The sequence below is a fragment of the Helicobacter labetoulli genome, assembly GCF_003670275.1.
Classification (GTDB): Bacteria; Campylobacterota; Campylobacteria; order Campylobacterales; family Helicobacteraceae; genus Helicobacter_C; species Helicobacter_C labetoulli.
Genome location: NZ_QXJF01000025.1, coordinates 1 through 16,386 on the forward strand (window position 1 = coordinate 1; position 16,386 = coordinate 16,386).

General features: G+C 35.5%; 26 protein-coding genes and 1 pseudogene. 8 read left to right on the forward strand and 19 right to left on the reverse strand.

Features of this window, described 5'->3' with window-relative positions; genetic code table 11:
• Positions 1 to 650: 650 nt before the first annotated feature.
• The 5 genes from EBF12_RS10515 to EBF12_RS10530 form a co-directional block, all read right to left on the reverse strand.
• Positions 651 to 1,016, reverse strand: a complete 366-nt coding sequence (locus EBF12_RS10515) for a hypothetical protein (protein WP_121727605.1) — start codon at positions 1,014 to 1,016, stop codon at positions 651 to 653.
• Positions 1,006 to 1,242 (reverse strand): hypothetical protein, encoded by a 237-nt coding sequence (locus EBF12_RS10520; protein ID WP_157979109.1) that lies wholly within the window; start codon positions 1,240 to 1,242, stop codon positions 1,006 to 1,008. Before EBF12_RS10520 ends, EBF12_RS10515 begins: the two co-directional genes overlap by 11 nt.
• Positions 1,242 to 1,610: a hypothetical protein gene (locus EBF12_RS10525; RefSeq protein WP_121727607.1), complete on the reverse strand. Its 369-nt coding sequence runs from the start codon at positions 1,608 to 1,610 to the stop codon at positions 1,242 to 1,244. Before EBF12_RS10525 ends, EBF12_RS10520 begins: the two co-directional genes overlap by 1 nt.
• Positions 1,611 to 1,619: 9 nt before the next feature.
• Positions 1,620 to 1,787, reverse strand: a complete 168-nt coding sequence (locus tag EBF12_RS11185; RefSeq protein ID WP_157979110.1) for a hypothetical protein — start codon at positions 1,785 to 1,787, stop codon at positions 1,620 to 1,622.
• Between the two features lie 278 nt (positions 1,788 to 2,065).
• Positions 2,066 to 2,512, reverse strand: coding sequence for a hypothetical protein (locus EBF12_RS10530; protein ID WP_121727608.1), 447 nt, complete (start codon positions 2,510 to 2,512; stop codon positions 2,066 to 2,068).
• 181 nt (positions 2,513 to 2,693) lie between these two features.
• Between EBF12_RS10530 and EBF12_RS10535 the strand changes: the two genes are divergently transcribed.
• The 6 genes from EBF12_RS10535 to EBF12_RS10575 all read left to right on the forward strand — a co-directional run bounded on the left by EBF12_RS10535 (position 2,694) and on the right by EBF12_RS10575 (position 7,755).
• Positions 2,694 to 3,347, forward strand: a complete 654-nt coding sequence (locus tag EBF12_RS10535; RefSeq protein WP_121727609.1) for a hypothetical protein — start codon at positions 2,694 to 2,696, stop codon at positions 3,345 to 3,347.
• Positions 3,348 to 3,610: 263 nt separating this feature from the next.
• Entirely contained in the window at positions 3,611 to 4,039 is a 429-nt protein-coding gene (locus EBF12_RS12065; protein ID WP_244196520.1) for a hypothetical protein, read from the forward strand.
• 280 nt (positions 4,040 to 4,319) lie between these two features.
• Complete coding sequence (locus tag EBF12_RS12070; protein ID WP_244196521.1) at positions 4,320 to 5,891, forward strand: DEAD/DEAH box-containing ATP-dependent helicase; 1,572 nt, start codon at positions 4,320 to 4,322, stop codon at positions 5,889 to 5,891.
• A gap of 214 nt (positions 5,892 to 6,105) precedes the next feature.
• Entirely contained in the window at positions 6,106 to 6,561 is a 456-nt protein-coding gene (locus EBF12_RS11500; RefSeq protein WP_208630986.1) for a hypothetical protein, read from the forward strand.
• Positions 6,562 to 6,566: 5 nt separating this feature from the next.
• Positions 6,567 to 6,905, forward strand: coding sequence for a hypothetical protein (locus EBF12_RS10570; RefSeq protein ID WP_121727610.1), 339 nt, complete (start codon positions 6,567 to 6,569; stop codon positions 6,903 to 6,905).
• Positions 6,906 to 7,044: 139 nt separating this feature from the next.
• On the forward strand, positions 7,045 to 7,755 hold the full coding sequence (locus EBF12_RS10575; protein ID WP_244196522.1) for a DEAD/DEAH box helicase: 711 nt from the start codon (positions 7,045 to 7,047) through the stop codon (positions 7,753 to 7,755).
• A gap of 76 nt (positions 7,756 to 7,831) precedes the next feature.
• Here EBF12_RS10575 and EBF12_RS12075 read toward each other — a convergent pair whose 3' ends face one another.
• Positions 7,832 to 9,379 carry a hypothetical protein gene (locus tag EBF12_RS12075; RefSeq protein WP_244196523.1) on the reverse strand — a complete coding sequence of 516 codons (1,548 nt, stop codon included), beginning with the start codon at positions 9,377 to 9,379 and terminating at the stop codon, positions 7,832 to 7,834.
• Between the two features lie 183 nt (positions 9,380 to 9,562).
• On the opposite strand from EBF12_RS12075, the gene EBF12_RS10585 reads away from it, so the two are divergent.
• A complete protein-coding gene (locus EBF12_RS10585) occupies positions 9,563 to 9,790 on the forward strand; it encodes a hypothetical protein (RefSeq protein ID WP_121727611.1) in 228 nt (75 codons plus the stop codon).
• Positions 9,784 to 10,068 carry a type II toxin-antitoxin system RelE/ParE family toxin gene (locus EBF12_RS10590; RefSeq protein WP_121727612.1) on the forward strand — a complete coding sequence of 95 codons (285 nt, stop codon included), beginning with the start codon at positions 9,784 to 9,786 and terminating at the stop codon, positions 10,066 to 10,068. Before EBF12_RS10585 ends, EBF12_RS10590 begins: the two co-directional genes overlap by 7 nt.
• Before the next feature lie 11 nt (positions 10,069 to 10,079).
• Here EBF12_RS10590 and EBF12_RS10595 read toward each other — a convergent pair whose 3' ends face one another.
• The 13 genes and pseudogenes from EBF12_RS10595 to EBF12_RS10645 all read right to left on the reverse strand — a co-directional run bounded on the left by EBF12_RS10595 (position 10,080) and on the right by EBF12_RS10645 (position 16,203).
• On the reverse strand, positions 10,080 to 10,364 hold the full coding sequence (locus tag EBF12_RS10595) for a type II toxin-antitoxin system RelE family toxin (protein ID WP_121727613.1): 285 nt from the start codon (positions 10,362 to 10,364) through the stop codon (positions 10,080 to 10,082).
• Complete coding sequence (locus EBF12_RS10600) at positions 10,327 to 10,569, reverse strand: hypothetical protein (RefSeq protein WP_121727614.1); 243 nt, start codon at positions 10,567 to 10,569, stop codon at positions 10,327 to 10,329. The genes EBF12_RS10595 and EBF12_RS10600 overlap by 38 nt, the downstream gene beginning before the upstream one ends.
• A gap of 88 nt (positions 10,570 to 10,657) precedes the next feature.
• Positions 10,658 to 11,212 (reverse strand): annotated as a pseudogene (locus tag EBF12_RS10605) (cation:dicarboxylate symporter family transporter); the annotation flags it as partial.
• Positions 11,213 to 11,620: 408 nt separating this feature from the next.
• On the reverse strand, positions 11,621 to 12,367 hold the full coding sequence (locus EBF12_RS10610; protein WP_157979111.1) for a methyl-accepting chemotaxis protein: 747 nt from the start codon (positions 12,365 to 12,367) through the stop codon (positions 11,621 to 11,623).
• Between the two features lie 75 nt (positions 12,368 to 12,442).
• The gene (locus EBF12_RS11190; RefSeq protein WP_157979112.1) at positions 12,443 to 12,766 is read right to left on the reverse strand and encodes a hypothetical protein; all 324 of its coding nucleotides are present in this window, start codon (positions 12,764 to 12,766) and stop codon (positions 12,443 to 12,445) included.
• 67 nt (positions 12,767 to 12,833) lie between these two features.
• On the reverse strand, positions 12,834 to 13,079 hold the full coding sequence (locus tag EBF12_RS12360; protein ID WP_121727616.1) for a type II toxin-antitoxin system YafQ family toxin: 246 nt from the start codon (positions 13,077 to 13,079) through the stop codon (positions 12,834 to 12,836).
• Positions 13,080 to 13,113: 34 nt separating this feature from the next.
• Positions 13,114 to 13,395 carry a type II toxin-antitoxin system RelB/DinJ family antitoxin gene (locus EBF12_RS10620; protein WP_121727617.1) on the reverse strand — a complete coding sequence of 94 codons (282 nt, stop codon included), beginning with the start codon at positions 13,393 to 13,395 and terminating at the stop codon, positions 13,114 to 13,116.
• Between the two features lie 78 nt (positions 13,396 to 13,473).
• Entirely contained in the window at positions 13,474 to 13,647 is a 174-nt protein-coding gene (locus EBF12_RS10625; protein WP_244196525.1) for a restriction endonuclease subunit S, read from the reverse strand.
• A gap of 475 nt (positions 13,648 to 14,122) precedes the next feature.
• Positions 14,123 to 14,518 (reverse strand): hypothetical protein, encoded by a 396-nt coding sequence (locus tag EBF12_RS10630; RefSeq protein WP_121727619.1) that lies wholly within the window; start codon positions 14,516 to 14,518, stop codon positions 14,123 to 14,125.
• A 22-nt stretch (positions 14,519 to 14,540) separates the two neighbouring features.
• On the reverse strand, positions 14,541 to 14,816 hold the full coding sequence (locus EBF12_RS10635) for a hypothetical protein (protein WP_121727620.1): 276 nt from the start codon (positions 14,814 to 14,816) through the stop codon (positions 14,541 to 14,543).
• Positions 14,813 to 14,974, reverse strand: a complete 162-nt coding sequence (locus tag EBF12_RS11345) for a hypothetical protein (protein WP_167444806.1) — start codon at positions 14,972 to 14,974, stop codon at positions 14,813 to 14,815. The genes EBF12_RS10635 and EBF12_RS11345 overlap by 4 nt, the downstream gene beginning before the upstream one ends.
• Before the next feature lie 104 nt (positions 14,975 to 15,078).
• The gene (locus EBF12_RS10640) at positions 15,079 to 15,807 is read right to left on the reverse strand and encodes a hypothetical protein (protein ID WP_121727621.1); all 729 of its coding nucleotides are present in this window, start codon (positions 15,805 to 15,807) and stop codon (positions 15,079 to 15,081) included.
• Between the two features lie 33 nt (positions 15,808 to 15,840).
• Positions 15,841 to 16,203, reverse strand: coding sequence for a hypothetical protein (locus EBF12_RS10645; protein ID WP_121727624.1), 363 nt, complete (start codon positions 16,201 to 16,203; stop codon positions 15,841 to 15,843).
• Positions 16,204 to 16,386 lie beyond the last annotated feature (183 nt).

Genomic DNA, 16,386 nt, shown 5'->3' on the forward strand with positions numbered 1-16,386 from the left:
ATGATTTACGCTTTTCACCTGTGACTTACCCCGATATTTCCAAAGAGAAATGGGCGGATTTAATTGAGAGTGGAGAACTGAGACTTGTAGCTCCTACAAAAAATCTAGGTCCGCTTGGTGCCATTTGAGCTGATGAAAATAGAGAAGAAGCAAAGAATCCAGTATATATAGAACTATTCAATTTGTTGATGACAAAGGTTGAACAAGGGGATTTTAGAATTATTGCTTGATTTCTTGACATCTACTAATATTTTGCGTATAATTCCGCCGACTTTTGGATTAAATTCCGTTCCTCCCAGTTGTCATTAGGCTAGTTGGAGTTTATGATTTCTTCCCTTATCTTAACATTTATGCAATCTAGTGTATCATTCAGAACTTTCTCTGTGTTTTTTGGTAGTATCCATATTTTTTGCCCATTTTCTTTAGCAGATATGTTTGAATAATATTTTTCCGTAGCTGTTTTCATTGGTTTTAAGAAGATTCTCCCAATGAAATGCTCTGTTCCTTATATGCTGGATAAGCCTGATGACTAAAATCAATTTTAAATTGTTGTCTGATGGATTTCTATTTCTACTAGAATAATTTATTAGGCTAATCCTTGACACATCAAGTATTTCTATATAGGTTGCTTGGGCGATATTGTGTCCTTCTCAGCCAAAAATTAATAGTTTTGTAAGATTTACCCAAAATCCAAATGATAGGTTTGAAACGATTTGTGCGTGTGTTTTATATTTTATTCTTATCTTTTTAAGATCCCGATACATATTCTTTTTAATCTCTGTCATATTATCAGGTTCTATATTTTCAAAAATATTGATTAAATCAATAAGCCATTCATCATTTTCTGTTTTATCCTTAAGAAAATTATCAATTCTATTCCTGAATAACAACTCAAATATACCAAGATGCATGTTGATTTTTGAAATAAGATGTAGATTCTGGTCGTGTTGCTCAACACTTTCATAACTACTAACCCTTTCTTTTGAAAAATAAAATTCATAATCCTTAAGCTGCATCGTATTGCTCCTCTGTTGCAAATAAATGGTGAATTATAGCAAAATAATTCTTTGCAATAAAAGGAGCTATATTTGAATTACCAAATGTATTTGTTGTGTTTATTACTCCCCCTCCAGCATTACCAGTTTGGCTGGGGCTACCCTTAAAAGCTTTTCTAATGCCACCAAGTTTTCCACCACCTCTAACTAAATCTGCCACTTCACCAGCGGTGCCGATTGTATCCATTACACCATTATACACTGTCTTAGTTGTCCCCAGTTTCTAGCCCCTTTCACACCACCCACAGAATAAGCAAGATAACTATAAGCTTCACCCATATCAGCAGTAACACCATCAGTAATGCTTGTGCGACTATCAAATTTTCCGTGATATGCTCCATCAGCACCTGCATTGACATTGAAGCTCATACCCCTATATGTGCCTTGATATGTACCACTTCTCGTATAGGAGAATAATCTATTAGCCCTTTCTGTGACACTACCTGCACTTAAAACTGATTGTTTTTCTAAAGCACTAAGCCCTATATCAGTCATAAGATTGTTAAGAGCTTGTCTTTGTTGTGGTGTATTGCCAAACATATTGTTTGCACCCATCATATTATGCTATTGTTGCAGAGAGTTTGTTACCATAGCATTCATACCAGCACTTGTTATTGTGCCATTACTATTCATAAAGCCTGAACTTCGCATAGCATCACTATCAGCAACAGCACCCATAGTAGATTTTGTGTTTTTATCTGTCTCGCCTTGCTGAATCATTGCACTAGCCATTGCCTGCTTATCTTTTAAGTCTATGTTGTTGATTCCAGATTGAATAAAACTATTCTTTCCAGAATCATAATTGTCTTGAACTGAATCTTGAAGTTCCTGTGTTTTAGCCTCTATCTTTTGATCGTAAGAACTTTTTCCACTTAAATCTGTGTGTAAAATTTTATGCCCTGTTACACCAGCTGTTCCTAGTTCCTGATGAACTTGCTTGGTTGCTCTAATTCTTGCAAGTTTTTTATCATTTTCTAGGTTTCCTGCATTATCATTATCATAGGATTCGCCTAGATTTGTCCTATTTCCCCTTCAACCTTCTCCATTGCGGTTTTAAGAGCATTAGTTCGTCCATCTCCCATTGAGGAAGTTTTTGTTTTTGCTAAATTTTGAAACAGACTCCCTGTTATTCCTTCTGCCTTGGCATAAGCCATAGCATCACTATACCCTTGTGCAGTTCCTGCAAACTGATCGTGTTTTAAATCCGCATTGCTTTTTGCTGCGTGTGCAAAACTCATACCTGAGCTTCCACCACCACGCAAACTTTTTCCAAAGTGTTCTCTAGCACTTCTTGTGGTTTCTCTAGCTGTATAATTCTGCATATCCGCTTGAGTATTTGCCATAGCAGAATAACTCTCTTGGAATCCAGTTCCTGTTCCAAATACTCTTCTTAAGCTATTGCCTTGAGCTATTTGATTAAGCACCCCAGCCTCAGCCCCATATTGAATGGCATTCATCTGTTCTCTTGTAAATTCTCCTAATTTACCTACACCAGCTGTTTGGTTTGCTGAAATATGAGCTTGGTTTTCCAAGCCTTGGGTGTTAGAGAGAGTGTATTAGTTAAAAAAAGAGAGTGCTGTTAAAGAAGGAATCTTGTATAATTCCAAAATAGATTTTTGAACAACAAAAAGGATTCTAGTGTTTGAAGAACAAATCATTGCTCTTTTTTCAAAACAAAGATTAGAATCTTATAGCAATGATTTAGATAAACTTTTTGAAAATCTCCGCCTTATTGCTCGTATTACACCTAAGATTGCTGTCATAGAAATTATTTTAAGAAATATGTTAGATTCTATCCTTACACAAACAAATCCCTTATGGATAGAAAACTCTAAAGATAAAATAATGGTAGAAGCAAAAAACAAGATTACAAAAGATACCAAAAATACCAACCTTACACACCATCAGTATTTATCCATACTAACTTTTGGCATAATTATACACATCATCAAAAAAGAAAAACTACAAAATAAAGTAATGAATCTTGAAAACATAAAATTTAAGACCTATGATTTAGGCAATAGGGATTTTAAGTGTGTTAAGCAGAAATCTCGGCTAAGAAACTTTGAGAAAGTCAATATAGTATTGAGCCTACTTCAAAACTTGAGAAATAGAAGTTATCATTGGGAAAACATTATGAAAACTACACAAAAACAAAATAAAACATACCCGAGAATCACAACAAAACAACACAATGTTATTATAGGCATACACCCAGACAACATAGAATTATTTTTAGATGACATAATAAAAACATATGGGCAAGGTTTGTTGGATATTATGAATAGATAGAAGAAGTGAGGCGGGGAGTAGCAACCTTTTGGCACTACTCACTATGTCGCCACTTGAATTTCGCTGACGATTATACTTCTAGCCCCCTTAAAAATAACTTATGGATTCAATATGCCAAATATTAGCGTATGACTCTTGCATACTACCAAACAATGTTTGACAGCTAAGGAAATTATAGTTTAACTTCTGCTTATTTGAATCCAAACTTTGGATTCTATTATAATCTCCCTAAATAAATCTAAAAATATAGAAAGGAGTTTATTATGGGTTTTGGAGATTTTGCAATGGGATACCTAGTAGGACAAAGTTTTAGTGGTCCAAATCATATTCCAGATGGCAGCGCACCTTATAGTGAATGGAGTAGCCAAGCTAAAAAGGATTGGGACAAGAAGTGTGATGAAGTATATTGGGAGGCTTGGGATAGGGCTTTTAAGGAAAAAGTGATTGAGAGGTTGTCGAGCGGAGAGAGAATACACGCCTCCATATATCCAGATATTGTTAGCAAGAGATGGGTAGAACTTATCACTTCAGGAGAGATCAAGCTCATTGCCAATATAAATACCCCCGATACCTTGCGATATATTTGGACAAATATGGACTGTGAATATGCACAGAGAGATGGTTATAAAGAGTTTTATAAAAAAGATGTTGAACCGTGCCTTAACAATAGCTCCTTTAGGATTGTTTCTTAAAATGTTGTGAGGATTAATTCTTGTGTATAAAAGTGCTATATTATAACTAAAAGCAAGGTGATTTTTTGTGCTTTAAGTGAAAGTTTGCTATATTCCCGCCCTAATTTAAAAAAAAGGGAATGTGGAATATGAGACAAAATATAAAGGAGCTTTTTAGATACTATGATTACCTACTAAAGGTCGAGCATCTGTTTAATGTTGATTTTGGAACAAATTTGGAAGCAAGAATGCTAAAGACACATTTGTTTATCGGTTAGATAAAAAAGGTTTTGATGAATTTGTGAGTGGAGTTAATGGCTTTATTGACAGCAAAAAGAAAAATGAGGATTTCGCATATAGTTTTGCGATTTTGGGTGGAAAAGCTCGGGATATTGAAAATGAAAATAACAAAAAGGAAAAATATTTCCCGATTCTTGTAGCCCAGTTGGCAGATGTAGGTGATTTAGATATTGGTCTAGAGAACAAAAATCAAAAAGAATCTCAAAAGAAAAAAATCAAACATACCTTATCAAATTTGGAGTTTCTTGTAGGAAATGGTGGGGCATGTCCAATGGAAATGCCTTTTATATTTCTTTCTCCAAAAATTATTCAACACATAGATGATGAACAAATTACCCAAAACACAGACAATGATGCTTTGTCTGCTTCTCAACTTCAGGATGGAGAAATAAGCGGTATCGAGAGAGGGGATATTGCCTTTAAAGACATTTTAAGTAGCAGGCTTGAAAACTTTTTGCAAAAAAGTGGACTAGATGCGGCTTGGGGGCAAGATTGGTATATCTGTATGTATAAAAGCTCATTTACTGCTGGATTGCGTAAAATTTATAAATATTTGCTTAAAGAAGAGAAAGACAAGAAAAGCAAGAATATCGGTTTGCTCAATGAGTATTTTAACTTCAACCCAAAATCCGAAAAAAGCCTTTTTGGCATTAAGCAAGAACTTGAATATTCTAAAAGACATTTGGGAAGCCTAGATGCAAAATATCCCCTTATGCCATCACAAAGAATAGCTGTTTATACCTTTTTGGATGAAAAACTCAATATTGCTCCGATTAATGGCGGACCCGGGACAGGAAAAACTTCTGTTTTGCGGGCAATGTTTGCTGATTTTGTTGTAAAAACAGCAATGGATTCAGCAAATCGTTTTCTTAAGAATGGGCAAATCCCAAACACCGCCCCCTTTGTCTGCACATCAACAAACAATCAAGCTCTAATCAATATCAATGATGGCGTTGCAAGTCAGTTTGCAGACAACGCCCTACACAACAACGGCGATTTGCTGCATGAAAGATGGATTTCCGACAAAGACCCAAAAGAGAAACAGGAGATTCTTGATAATAAATCCTTTTTGGTTCCAAATCTCAAGACAAAAATTGATGAGAAAAAAGGTGTGGATAAAAGCAATAAGTCTATCAATGATATTGTTAATGTGGCAAATATGGTCAAAGACAATGAGACATACTACATAGAGAAATGTGAGACCTTTTTGGGCATAAAATACGAAACCCATATTCCCATAGAATTTTATAAGATAGTATTTAAAAAGCTTCTTGATAAGATTCGTGCGAACAAAGAGCGAATCTGTGCCGATTTTGACAAAGTAACAGCAGATGAGTTGGAGCAGATTGAAACTTTCGAACAAGGGGTTCTTAAGCTTGTAGGCAATAATCAAGAGCACGAATTTAATCTCCGCACATTTCTTAGAAAATTTAGGGAAAATCCGCTTAAGCTATCTCATCTTAATGGGTGGGAGACAAAACGCGAGGATATTAAAGCATCCATTGGGGATTGTAAAAAAACGATTGTCGATGAAGCAAATGATTTAGAGGGACATAAGGGGAGAGCTAACTAAAATACTTAAAAAACTTAAAACATATCAAAACAAGCTGCCTGAAACGCTATTCCAAAAATTGCTTATTAATTTTTGCTATTGCTTTATCCAAAAAAGATGTATCCCAAAACTAGAGAAGAAAAAGGCTTTTAGAGAAGTTAAGATAAGAAAAATAGAGCAAGATCAGCAGATTCTACAAAAGAAAATAGATGTTTTAGAGCATATTGATAGAAAATTGTTTGAGCTTATTGAGTTTCACAAAAAGCATTGGCTTGGCGATTTGCCTTCAGAATCTAAAGATGTGATTCAGGCAATAAAAGACAAAAAAGGAGCAAACATTTTTGATAAAGGCAATGGGTTTGCCAAGGCTTACAAAAATGCCACCGATGAGCTCAAGGAAAGAGAAAAACTTGATACAAAAGAAAGGATTGAAAACTTTTATTACTCGTTACACATACTGGAAGGGCTATTTTTTGTAAAAGATAAACTTTCTATAAGCAGAGAATATAAACAAACATTTTACTGTCCATGCCGCGATAATTCTATATTAGACAAAAAGCAAACAAAAGACAATGAATACCAACTCAAATGCCCATCATGCGAACGCATATTATCTTTTAAAAATTTAAAAAGGATCCTAAGAAAGAACAACTTATCCACAACGAGGATTTACTTAGGAAATTATTACTAGATTCTGTGGTTGAATGCCCAGAGGGTGGATATTTTGCCCTTGAGGTTACAAAGGATTTTCTTAATGTGGAGCAAAAGTTTGTCAATGTGCAGTATAGGGATAAAAAAGAAGATGCGGATATATTCTCATCAAATCTGCTTCTTACACAAATATTCCCAATATTCCCTATCATCAGCATTACATGCAATAGTTTTGGCTCTATCATCAAGCCACAAGAAGGCTTTTTGAAGTGTTTATTGGTGGATGAGGTTGGCACAATACCACCAAGCAAAGCTGTTGTTTTATATAGCACAAAAAAAGGCGATATTCTTTGGCGATACAAAGCAGCTAAAACCCGTGTTTAACATTACTCACACAATGGAGCAAGATTTGTTGCGCTCATTTATAAAGAATGAAGACTTTAGAGAGAAAGCCAATAAATACTTTAGCTGCGGAGATTATTTGGGTGATAAGCAATATAAGGCTGAAGAGGCAGACAAAGAGGTGCGGATTGGTGCTGGTTATGATAAGGAAAGGTTTGCAAATAATGTGATGGATATTGCAAACAATGCTACCTCTCAAATTGTCTTGCTATATAACCCTAGCAAACTAAGGGGTGATATTTGGCTAAAAGAGCACTTTAGGTGTGGCAAGCCTATCGCAGATATTGCCAATAAGATGACCTACAATGAGGAAATGATTATCAAAACGCCACATGAGGGGTCTGTCATTTGGGTAGAAAATGTTGGTGAAAAAAGAGGAACAAGCAACGAAGAAGAAATCAAACAGATTCGTGATTATCTTTTGAGAGAGCTTAATGAGCTTAGGAAAAGAATTGGAGCATCTCCTGAGCTTGATGATGCTGATTTCTGCAAAAAACATATTGGTGTCATTACACCTTTTGCGGAACAAGGAAGAAAAATAAAGGATGAATTTGAAAGCGATAAGCAGCTCTCCCATATCAAAATAGGAACTGTCCATACTTTTCAGGGTAGTGAAAGGGACATTATCGTGTTTTCCACGGTTTATGGGAAAAATGCCGGAGATCCAAAAAAGTTCTTTTTCAATAGGAGTGAGACAGATTTACTTAATGTGGCAGTTACTCGAGCCAAAAAGGTTTTGATTGTATTTGGCAACAAGAATCTGCTGGGACAAAATGGGTGCCACTCAAAGCATCTTTGCGATGCGGTCAAACAATATTTTTTGTCGCTCTAATGACAATAAAGCATCAATATTGCTTTATTGAGCTAAATAGAACTGTCAAAACAATAAGAAATATCATCACGCTTTTTTAGAATGGAAAATTAGTTACTCCTCCCGTTACTCCCCCTCCAGCATCGCCACCAAGCTCTTTATCCACATGTTTTCTAGCTTGTGGGCTTAGAGCATTGTATTGCCTACTCAAACTATTCTGCGTTGCTAATCCTTTATTATAAGCTTTGCGTGCTTTGTCCATAGCCATTCTTGCATTCATTACTTCTCTAGGACTACCGCTTAATGCAATATTATTGAATCCTCTCTCAGCTAATTCATAATTTGCCTTTAATTGTCCTAAACCACCACTAGCATTAAATGAACCTAGTTTATCCATATAAGCATTAGCACTAGATGCAGCAGAAGCTGCATTTTTAGAATTAGCCACTCTAGCAGCACCCATACCCATAGCATATCCAGATTCACTACCTATCAATCCTACATTCGCTAAACCTTTACCCATAGCTCCACCGGGTAAAAACATAGCTGCAGCACCAGCTACTTGTCCTACAGCTGCAACTCCAGAGCTAATAGCACCATAGGTAGAGGCAGACATACCCATACTTAATGCTGCCCCTGCTATTGCACTACCACCACTAATATTTGTTCCAAAGCTATAATTTCTAGATTCATTATGCGAGAAGCTTACACCTGATTGAACAGAGCCTTGGATTCCACCAACATTGGTTGTAGTAAAGCTACCAACTACGCCATTGAGTCCAAATTCTTGTCCATCCGAAGACATTCCAGCAACTATTCCTGCAGTATCACCAACTTTAAGTGCATCTAATGCTCCAATTATTGCTGCCCCATTTTTGCCTTTTTCTTTGAGAGCAGCTTCTATATTCATCTTTCTTGCTTGTTCCCTCAATTTATCTACTTGATCCCAATCCGCTTGAGAGATGCTAACACCTTGTGCTGCACTTGCAGCAAGTTGTCCTGACAATCTATCTGCTTGCTTGTCTAATGCAGCTCCTGCTGTTGTGTTCTTTCCAAAAGTGGGGTTATGAGTATCATTGTATCCACTCAACACCTTATCCATAACTTCTTGTTGAAGCTTCTCGCCAGCTGCAGCGACATTTTTAGTATAATTGGTATCCTGAACAGATTGTTTTAAGCCAGCAGCCATTGCTCTTTCTGCCATTCCAATGGTTGCATCACTTGATAGATTTAAACCACCATCAGGATTTCGAGAGTTGGCAGAGCCATCTAGCAAATTCCTTAATTTGCCGATATGCGAACTTACCTGTTGAAGAGTTTTCTCTGCCGCATCTCCAGCATTTGCTGATATGATATTTTCCTCATTCCCAGCAGCTTGAATAGATGCTGCGTGTCCCCTTAACGCCGTAGCATTATTCACTCTCCCCATAGATTCTGCTATCTTTATGCTTCCGCCGTGAGTTTCTGAATCATAAGCCTGAGCACTTCCTTTTTGTTGGCTAAGACTTTGATGTGCGTTCATATATGCTGTTTTACTATAGCTATCTTGGAAAGCTTGTCCAGTTTTATACACATCTATCAATGCTTTTCCTTGTGCTATTTGCCCTAATGCTCCAGCCTCAGTTCCATATTGAATAGCATTCATCTGTTCTCTTGTAAATTCTCCTAATTTACCTACACCAGCTGTTTGGTTTGCTGAAATACGGGCTTGGACTCTCAAGCCTTGGATGTTAGAGAGTAGAATATTTTGTATTGTAAGAGTTAAAGATAAGGCTGTCAAAAGGGAAAATCTTATACAATCTCCCAATTTCAAAATTAAGGGAAATATATGACTACGCTTAACATTCAAACCACAGCCACAGCAAAAGAGCTAGAATCTCTTAAGGCATTTTTACACTCCATTGACCCACAAGCCATCATTCAAGAATCTCCTCTTTCTCCACAAGACACACTAGAACTCCATAGAATCTATAAGCAATATAAAGATAAATCCCTTACATTTCATACAGATTCACAAACACAAGAGATTATGGCACAAAAAGGTATCAAGTGGTAATTTACTATTCTATTGATTTTATTGAATTAGAAAATATTATCTCTTTTATCGCTAAAGATAGTCAAACAAGAGCTGATGAGTTTTCTAGCACATTAAGAAAAAAGATAGAATCTATCCCAGAAATGCCATATCGTTTTAGACAGAATCAAATATTGCAAGATGAGAATATAAGAGATTTGATTTATAAGGGCTATGTGGTAGTCTTTGCCATAGAACAAGATTCTATAACAATACTTGGGATATTTAAACATAATATTTGGGAGAAAGACAGCATTTGAAGTTAAAAAATCTATCTCTTATACGCTTCTTGTCTCGTAGCTACTTTTACAATCTCAATAACAAGCTCACTATGTTGAATATACCCAATTACACGATAGTTACCTATTCTCCACCTATAATAATTTTCCTTTTGATAACCTTGAAGTTTCTTGGCATTTGGTAGTAGATGTGGTGTATCACTTATTTTGAGTATCTCAAAAAGAGCTAGGATTCTATCAGCTTCATTTGGGGCTGATTTTTGAATCTTTTCTAACTCTTTAAGTGCCTTGTTTGTGATGAGAATCGAATACTTCATTTCTTACTTCTTGTAAGAGCTTTGCATACTCACTAGGATTTGTAGCCATTCTTTTTTCAAAGTCTTTGTATATTTGACTTTCTTCTAAAGGGTAAGCTTGAGATTGTGCTTCATCTTGAAGTTGCACTATGGCATTATCTATCTTTGCAAGACTTTGTATCGCACTTGCAAATTCATCACTTGCATTTTTTATGATTAAAGTCATTATGCTCTCTCCCCTTTGTTAAAATTTTTTATCGTGTATTCTAGCATAAGTTTATCTATTTGAATATAAATCACAGATTCTGCTATAATCAAAAAGGCATTAAATTTATCACAAAAAGACAAATTTTTATCATCATTTCATAAAAAAAGCCCACTAAAAGCTTGAAAATTCTAAAGCCTTTTTTCTCTTTTAAGCTCAAAGCTCCAAAGGCTATGATAAAAGCAAAAGTTATCACGCCTAAGATATTGTTTGCATTCATAGCGCTTATAATGTTGCTTGGGATTAAGCCTAAAATGACTTCATTTAAGCCTTTGATTTCTTTAAGGCTTTTCGTGCTTTCTACCACAGCAAAACTGCTTCCAAGCTCTGAAAAAAGGGCTAAAAATATACCTATGATAGCACAAATTGCAGTTGAGAGCAAAAGCCAGAAAAATACCCTTGAAAAAACGGCTTTAAAGCTTAAATTTTGGCTTAAATTTAGCAAAACATTAATCAAAGCGATAAAAACCAAAGGTATGATTAAAAGCTTTAAAATGCTTATCCAAATTTGAACTTCTAACACAAAATGCTGAGAATTTAAGCTGTTAAGATGGGCTACATTTTGAAAATCAGCCATACAAAGCAAGAAAAAGCCTAAATCAAAGCCACAAACATAAGCAAAGCAAGGCTAAATTTAGCTTTTAAAGCTCTAAAGATAAAAAATAAAATGCCCAAGCAAAAAAGCACAAAAATGCTTTTAAACTGAGACAGATGAAAGAAATTAATAAGAAAATTTTCCATAAGAGAACCTAAAAATGTGATTTTGCACCCTGCAAACTAAGGAGTGGATTATAACATAAATTGTTTAAATTTATGTTATTTTAAGAAAGATTAAAGAAAGTCTAAATTTAAATAAACAAAGCACCTTAATCCACAAGAAAAAAGTGTAAGCTTTAAGTTTCTTGTGTGATTAACTCGTGCTGAGTAGTTTAATTTAGGGTTTTTTGTAAATTTATTTTAATAATTTTGCTTTTTAAAATAATTTTACTTCAAAAAAGATTAGCAAATAATCCTAGCCTTTCAAGTTATCAACGCTTTGTCTAAGCTCGTTAAAATCTTTTCTCATCGTGCTTGAAATTTCGCTTATGTTTTTAGAGTTTTTAAGATTATCCTGAGCAAATGATAAAATTTTGCCAATATCTACTATAATAAGTCCTAAATTTTCTTTCACGCCATTAGAGTTCTCAAGTATTTTTTGTATGCTAGTGGAGCTTTTTTTGAAAATATTTTCAAAATTATTTATTTTTCCTTGTATATTTTCGTTTTTGCCTACCAAAATTTCTATATTATCTTTGTTGCCATTAAGTGAGTTTTCGCTGTCTTTGACGCTTTTTACTATGGATTTTACATTAGTATCAATTTGTCCTAGTGAGTTTTGCGTTGATTCTGCTAACTTTCCTATCTCATCAGCTACTACCGCAAAGCCTCTTCCGTGTTCTCCTGCTCTTGCTGATTCTATAGCAGCATTTAAGGCTAAAAGATTGGTTTTATCGGCTATGTCTGAGACTGTTTCTACTATTTTGACTATGGAATTTACATTGTCTTGCAAGGAAGCAAAGCAAGAAAGTAGCTCAGAGTTTTGCTCGAAAATGCCCTTTATCGAGCTTTGTATGTCAAGTAATAGTCCCCCTATCTCTTTCATAATGCCCATCATATCTTGCTGATAAGTCTTTGTATGATTAATCTCTTTTGTAAAATCATCAAGCGAGATACTAATACTACTTGCTTGAGTGTTTGCAGAGCCTAAAATTTCATTCATATCCTTAGAACACGCATTTAAAGACTTTGAAATTTGCTCCAAAGTGCTGACATCTGTTTCGCTAGTATTTGTTTTCTACTCTATAATGTCAGTGATATTTTTAATCTCATCTTTAAACCTAGCTATCAAGGACAAAACCTTAGCATTTTCTAAACTAAAGCTAGTATCAACCTTTAAGTTGGAATTTAGCGTCATAGTCTTAAGCTCATTAATGATAAGCTTAGTCATATTAACACCCCATTTATTCTCATCTACATCGTGTATGATAAGCGCCAAAACAAGCACGGCTTGGACGATTTGACCGATTATATTATCTGTGAAAAAATAGGCATTAACTGCTAAAATAAGTATGCCTAGCACATGAACAACCCTCATACGCAAATAAAGCGATTTTAACATATCTAACAAACCTTTCCTATGATTTTACACCGCTTGGTGTTTTGAATTTTGACATTTATAGCAAATCTTAATTTAATTTAAAAAGTTGAGCGTGAGTGCCTATTCTCACTAGATATAGTGTTTCATTTTCTATCTTACAAATCACAAGCATATCACTTCCTATGTGAAATTCTCTATATTTTGCATATCCACCCTGTAGCTGATGGTCTCTCGCCTCTTTTGGTAATTCTTTGCCATCGCTAAGCAAAGATATATATTTTATAAATTTTTGAAATTCTGTATCATTTAGTCTTAATTTATTAAAATTCTTAATAAGATTTTTCTCTCATTCTATCTTTAACGCCATTCTAAGCCTTTAATTTCTGTGCTTCGTATTCGGCTTTTAATTGCTCCATAGTAACTTCTTCTAAATTCTCGCCTTTTTCTATATTTTCTATAGTCTTTATCGTTTCTTCGTTTGGTGTATGGCTTTTTAACTCGAAAGGTATTCCATTATCTCTTATCACAGCCTTAGCAAAAACATTAAACGCAGAGCTCAAATTTAACCCCATAGAATTTATAATGCGTTCAAAATGCTTTTTATCTTCTTTATCCATTCGAAAAGTTACATTTATGGTATTGCTTTGCATAGTTTTCTCCTTTATTTTAAATCAAATTAAAGTATTTTACCATAATTTTAAGGTAAATTGCTTAATTTTTATTGTAATCTAACTCAAATACCTCAGCAAAATTTCATCTTTTTTACTCTCTAGCTGAGTGATTTTAGCTTCTATAAAATCTATCTTGGCTACTATTTTTTCTTGTTCTTTTAGCGGTGGTAGGGGGATTTTTAGGGCTTTTATATCATCAGCATTTATACTAGGATAAGAAGCTTTTGGCATTTTGGCTTCCATTTGTTGCATTAAATCGTTGTTTTTCTCAATATCTTATATACACGATAAAACTCAAATTTTAATGGTAGTCCTACACTCCACCATTTCTTTTACAAACAAACACGAATAGACATAAATCAAAACAAACAAAGCAAGGCTAAAACAACCTTCTGTAAGCTTTCCTAAAGTTTGGAAAATCAAAAAATGATATTTTTTTCCTAAAGAGCGGATTCCTGACATTTTGAAAAAAATAGAAATTTTTGGTAACAAATTTGGAACAAAAAACTTAAAACAAAAAAAGGCATAAAATTTGTTCCAAAATTTATAGTTTAATTTTGATTATTGTTCTTGTTTATATTTGAAGAAAATAAGGATAAAAAAAAGAAAAACCTCATCCGAGGAAAAATACCAAAAATTATTTTTTAGGTATTTTTTGTTTTAGAGACTATTCTTAGTCCCTTCTTCTCCAATCGCGATTCTGTAATCACTTCTGGAGAATCCTTTCTGCAAAGCTTTCAGCTACATGCCACGCATAGCCAAGTGCCTTGCTTGCTTCTTTGTCGCCATAATGAACCTCAAAAGAATAGGATTCTATCATGAGGCTTTTGCTTGTGTGTATATCGCCATATTTGTCAATCCTAGTAAGGATTTGACTAAGGATAAGCTCACAAGCAAGCCTATTGTTTGGGCGAGTGTAAGTGAAGGTTTCAACTAAAAATGTATTGTCATTTTTAGTAAAGCCTATACGCTCGTTATAGGAAGCCTTCCATATATAATCTTTGAGCTTGCTCATGTCTTCAATTTCTTGGTTAATTCTATCGGCAAATCCATCGTTTGCTTCTGCCAAGACTTTGAGTCTTTCTCCTAATTCAATTTTCATTCTGTGCTCCTTGTGTTATAAATCAAGATACCTTAGTCCATTCAATGCCCTTGGCATCAACGGACACCTTGAAAAATACTTCCACGCTTTCGTGTTCGTATTTTCCACCCACATAGCGGCTGACTTTTTCCCACTTACTAAAAGTAAGCTCATCTGGGTAAAATCTAAATCCACTATTCCCACAGCCATATAGACCATTGCGTTTCCACATATTTTTTGGATCAACTCCATAATATTGCAGAATCGCAGCAAATACTCTGTTGTAGAGTATCTTGCTTTGTTGTGGCACTTGGCTCATTTGCAAGCTCCAGTGGCTTGATTAAAACCACTTTGGAACAATGCTTTTGCATTGTCTCCTCCTATCTTGCAAACTTTCTCTTTTTCCTGTGTAGTTGAAAACGCAACTGCGCTTCCTAATCCACACAGGAAAAGTCCGATTATTAATACTTGTTTCATGTTGCCTCCTTTTGGCATTGCCAAAAAAAGACAGCATTTATCGCCCAAAGAGGCAATAAAAATACTGCCTCTTTGGCTACTTCAGTGCTTAACGCACACCTAAATTATTCCAGCGGACACTTGGAGCATTTCTGATCCTCGCAGATACTGCAAGGCAAGATTTGCTCACCGCAGGCAGGACAAGATTGAGCCTTGAAAATTCTTTCAAGCTCAACTTCATCGCCACAATGTGGGCAAAGCTCCCATACGACCTGATCGTCTGCTAATACAGAATTGATCAGATCACAGAAGGAATATGTCCGCTCCTCAATCTCCACTCCATTAAGATAGCTCGTGATGCGAGCAAATCTCAATTTAGAATCTAACTGATACGCAGCACGCGTGTAAGCATCCTGCTCTTCAGACAACTCGTGGTTGTCTGGATCTTGCAGCTGAACTGCAAGCCTTCTGATGTGACTTTTCATCACATCTTTTAGAGACTTTTCAGCCTCTTTTGTGTTGGAGTGGCTGTTGCAATAGCCGTCAAACAGGCTATCTTTCCAGCCCATTGCAACATAATGTTGCAAATTCTCCCCTGCTTTTTCTACAAGCACATTTTCAACGCGCTTGTAGATGTATGGAAATTCTGCTGTAGATTCGCAGAAGAAGCACTCCGCATCTTCCACGGTTTCGATGGGATCTTCCCAATCCTCATCAAATTGTTGCCTGACATTATCTGCCATAACAACAAAATCCGCATCGCGGTCCTCTCTATTTGCATAAGTCGCAAATAGAGTTGTTGAATCAGAGACTTCAACAGCCTCTGAAATTATTCCGTAAATGATTTTTTCCATTTTTACTCCTTTTGTTTTTTCTTTCCTACAACACTAACCTATAATGTTAGTGTTGTTTTTAAGGGTGGTGTGAGCCCACACAGCAGCGACTTCTATCGCCGTTTCCTTGTTTGCCGAATCTATGCTTATTACAGCATCTTCTGCTGTTCTTCCGCCAAATTCGGCTAGAATCCCTTTTTTGTCCAAGTCGCATACATTCCCTGAATATAGGGAAGTATTCCACCTGAATTTACCGCCGCCTAGATTTGCTCTAGCAATCTCTATAACTACGAGACCGCTAAACAAATTTGCTACTTCGATGATGTTGGTGCTATTCCAGCTGCCAACATTATCATAATGAGCCAACTCTCTTACGAGTTTTTTGGCTATCTTTTTTTTGATTTCTGTCTTTGTCATGTGCTCTCCTTTGTATTTCTTTTTGCACAAATGAAGGGGCACAACATATCCCCTAGGGGATAAAAATGCACCCCTAGGGACTTTAATAATGTTTGGAGGGCTATTACATTTTGCTCCTTTATTCCTAAACAACCTCTCAAACTCCTTTAAGAATCTATGCTCAACATATTGCATGTCTTGTAG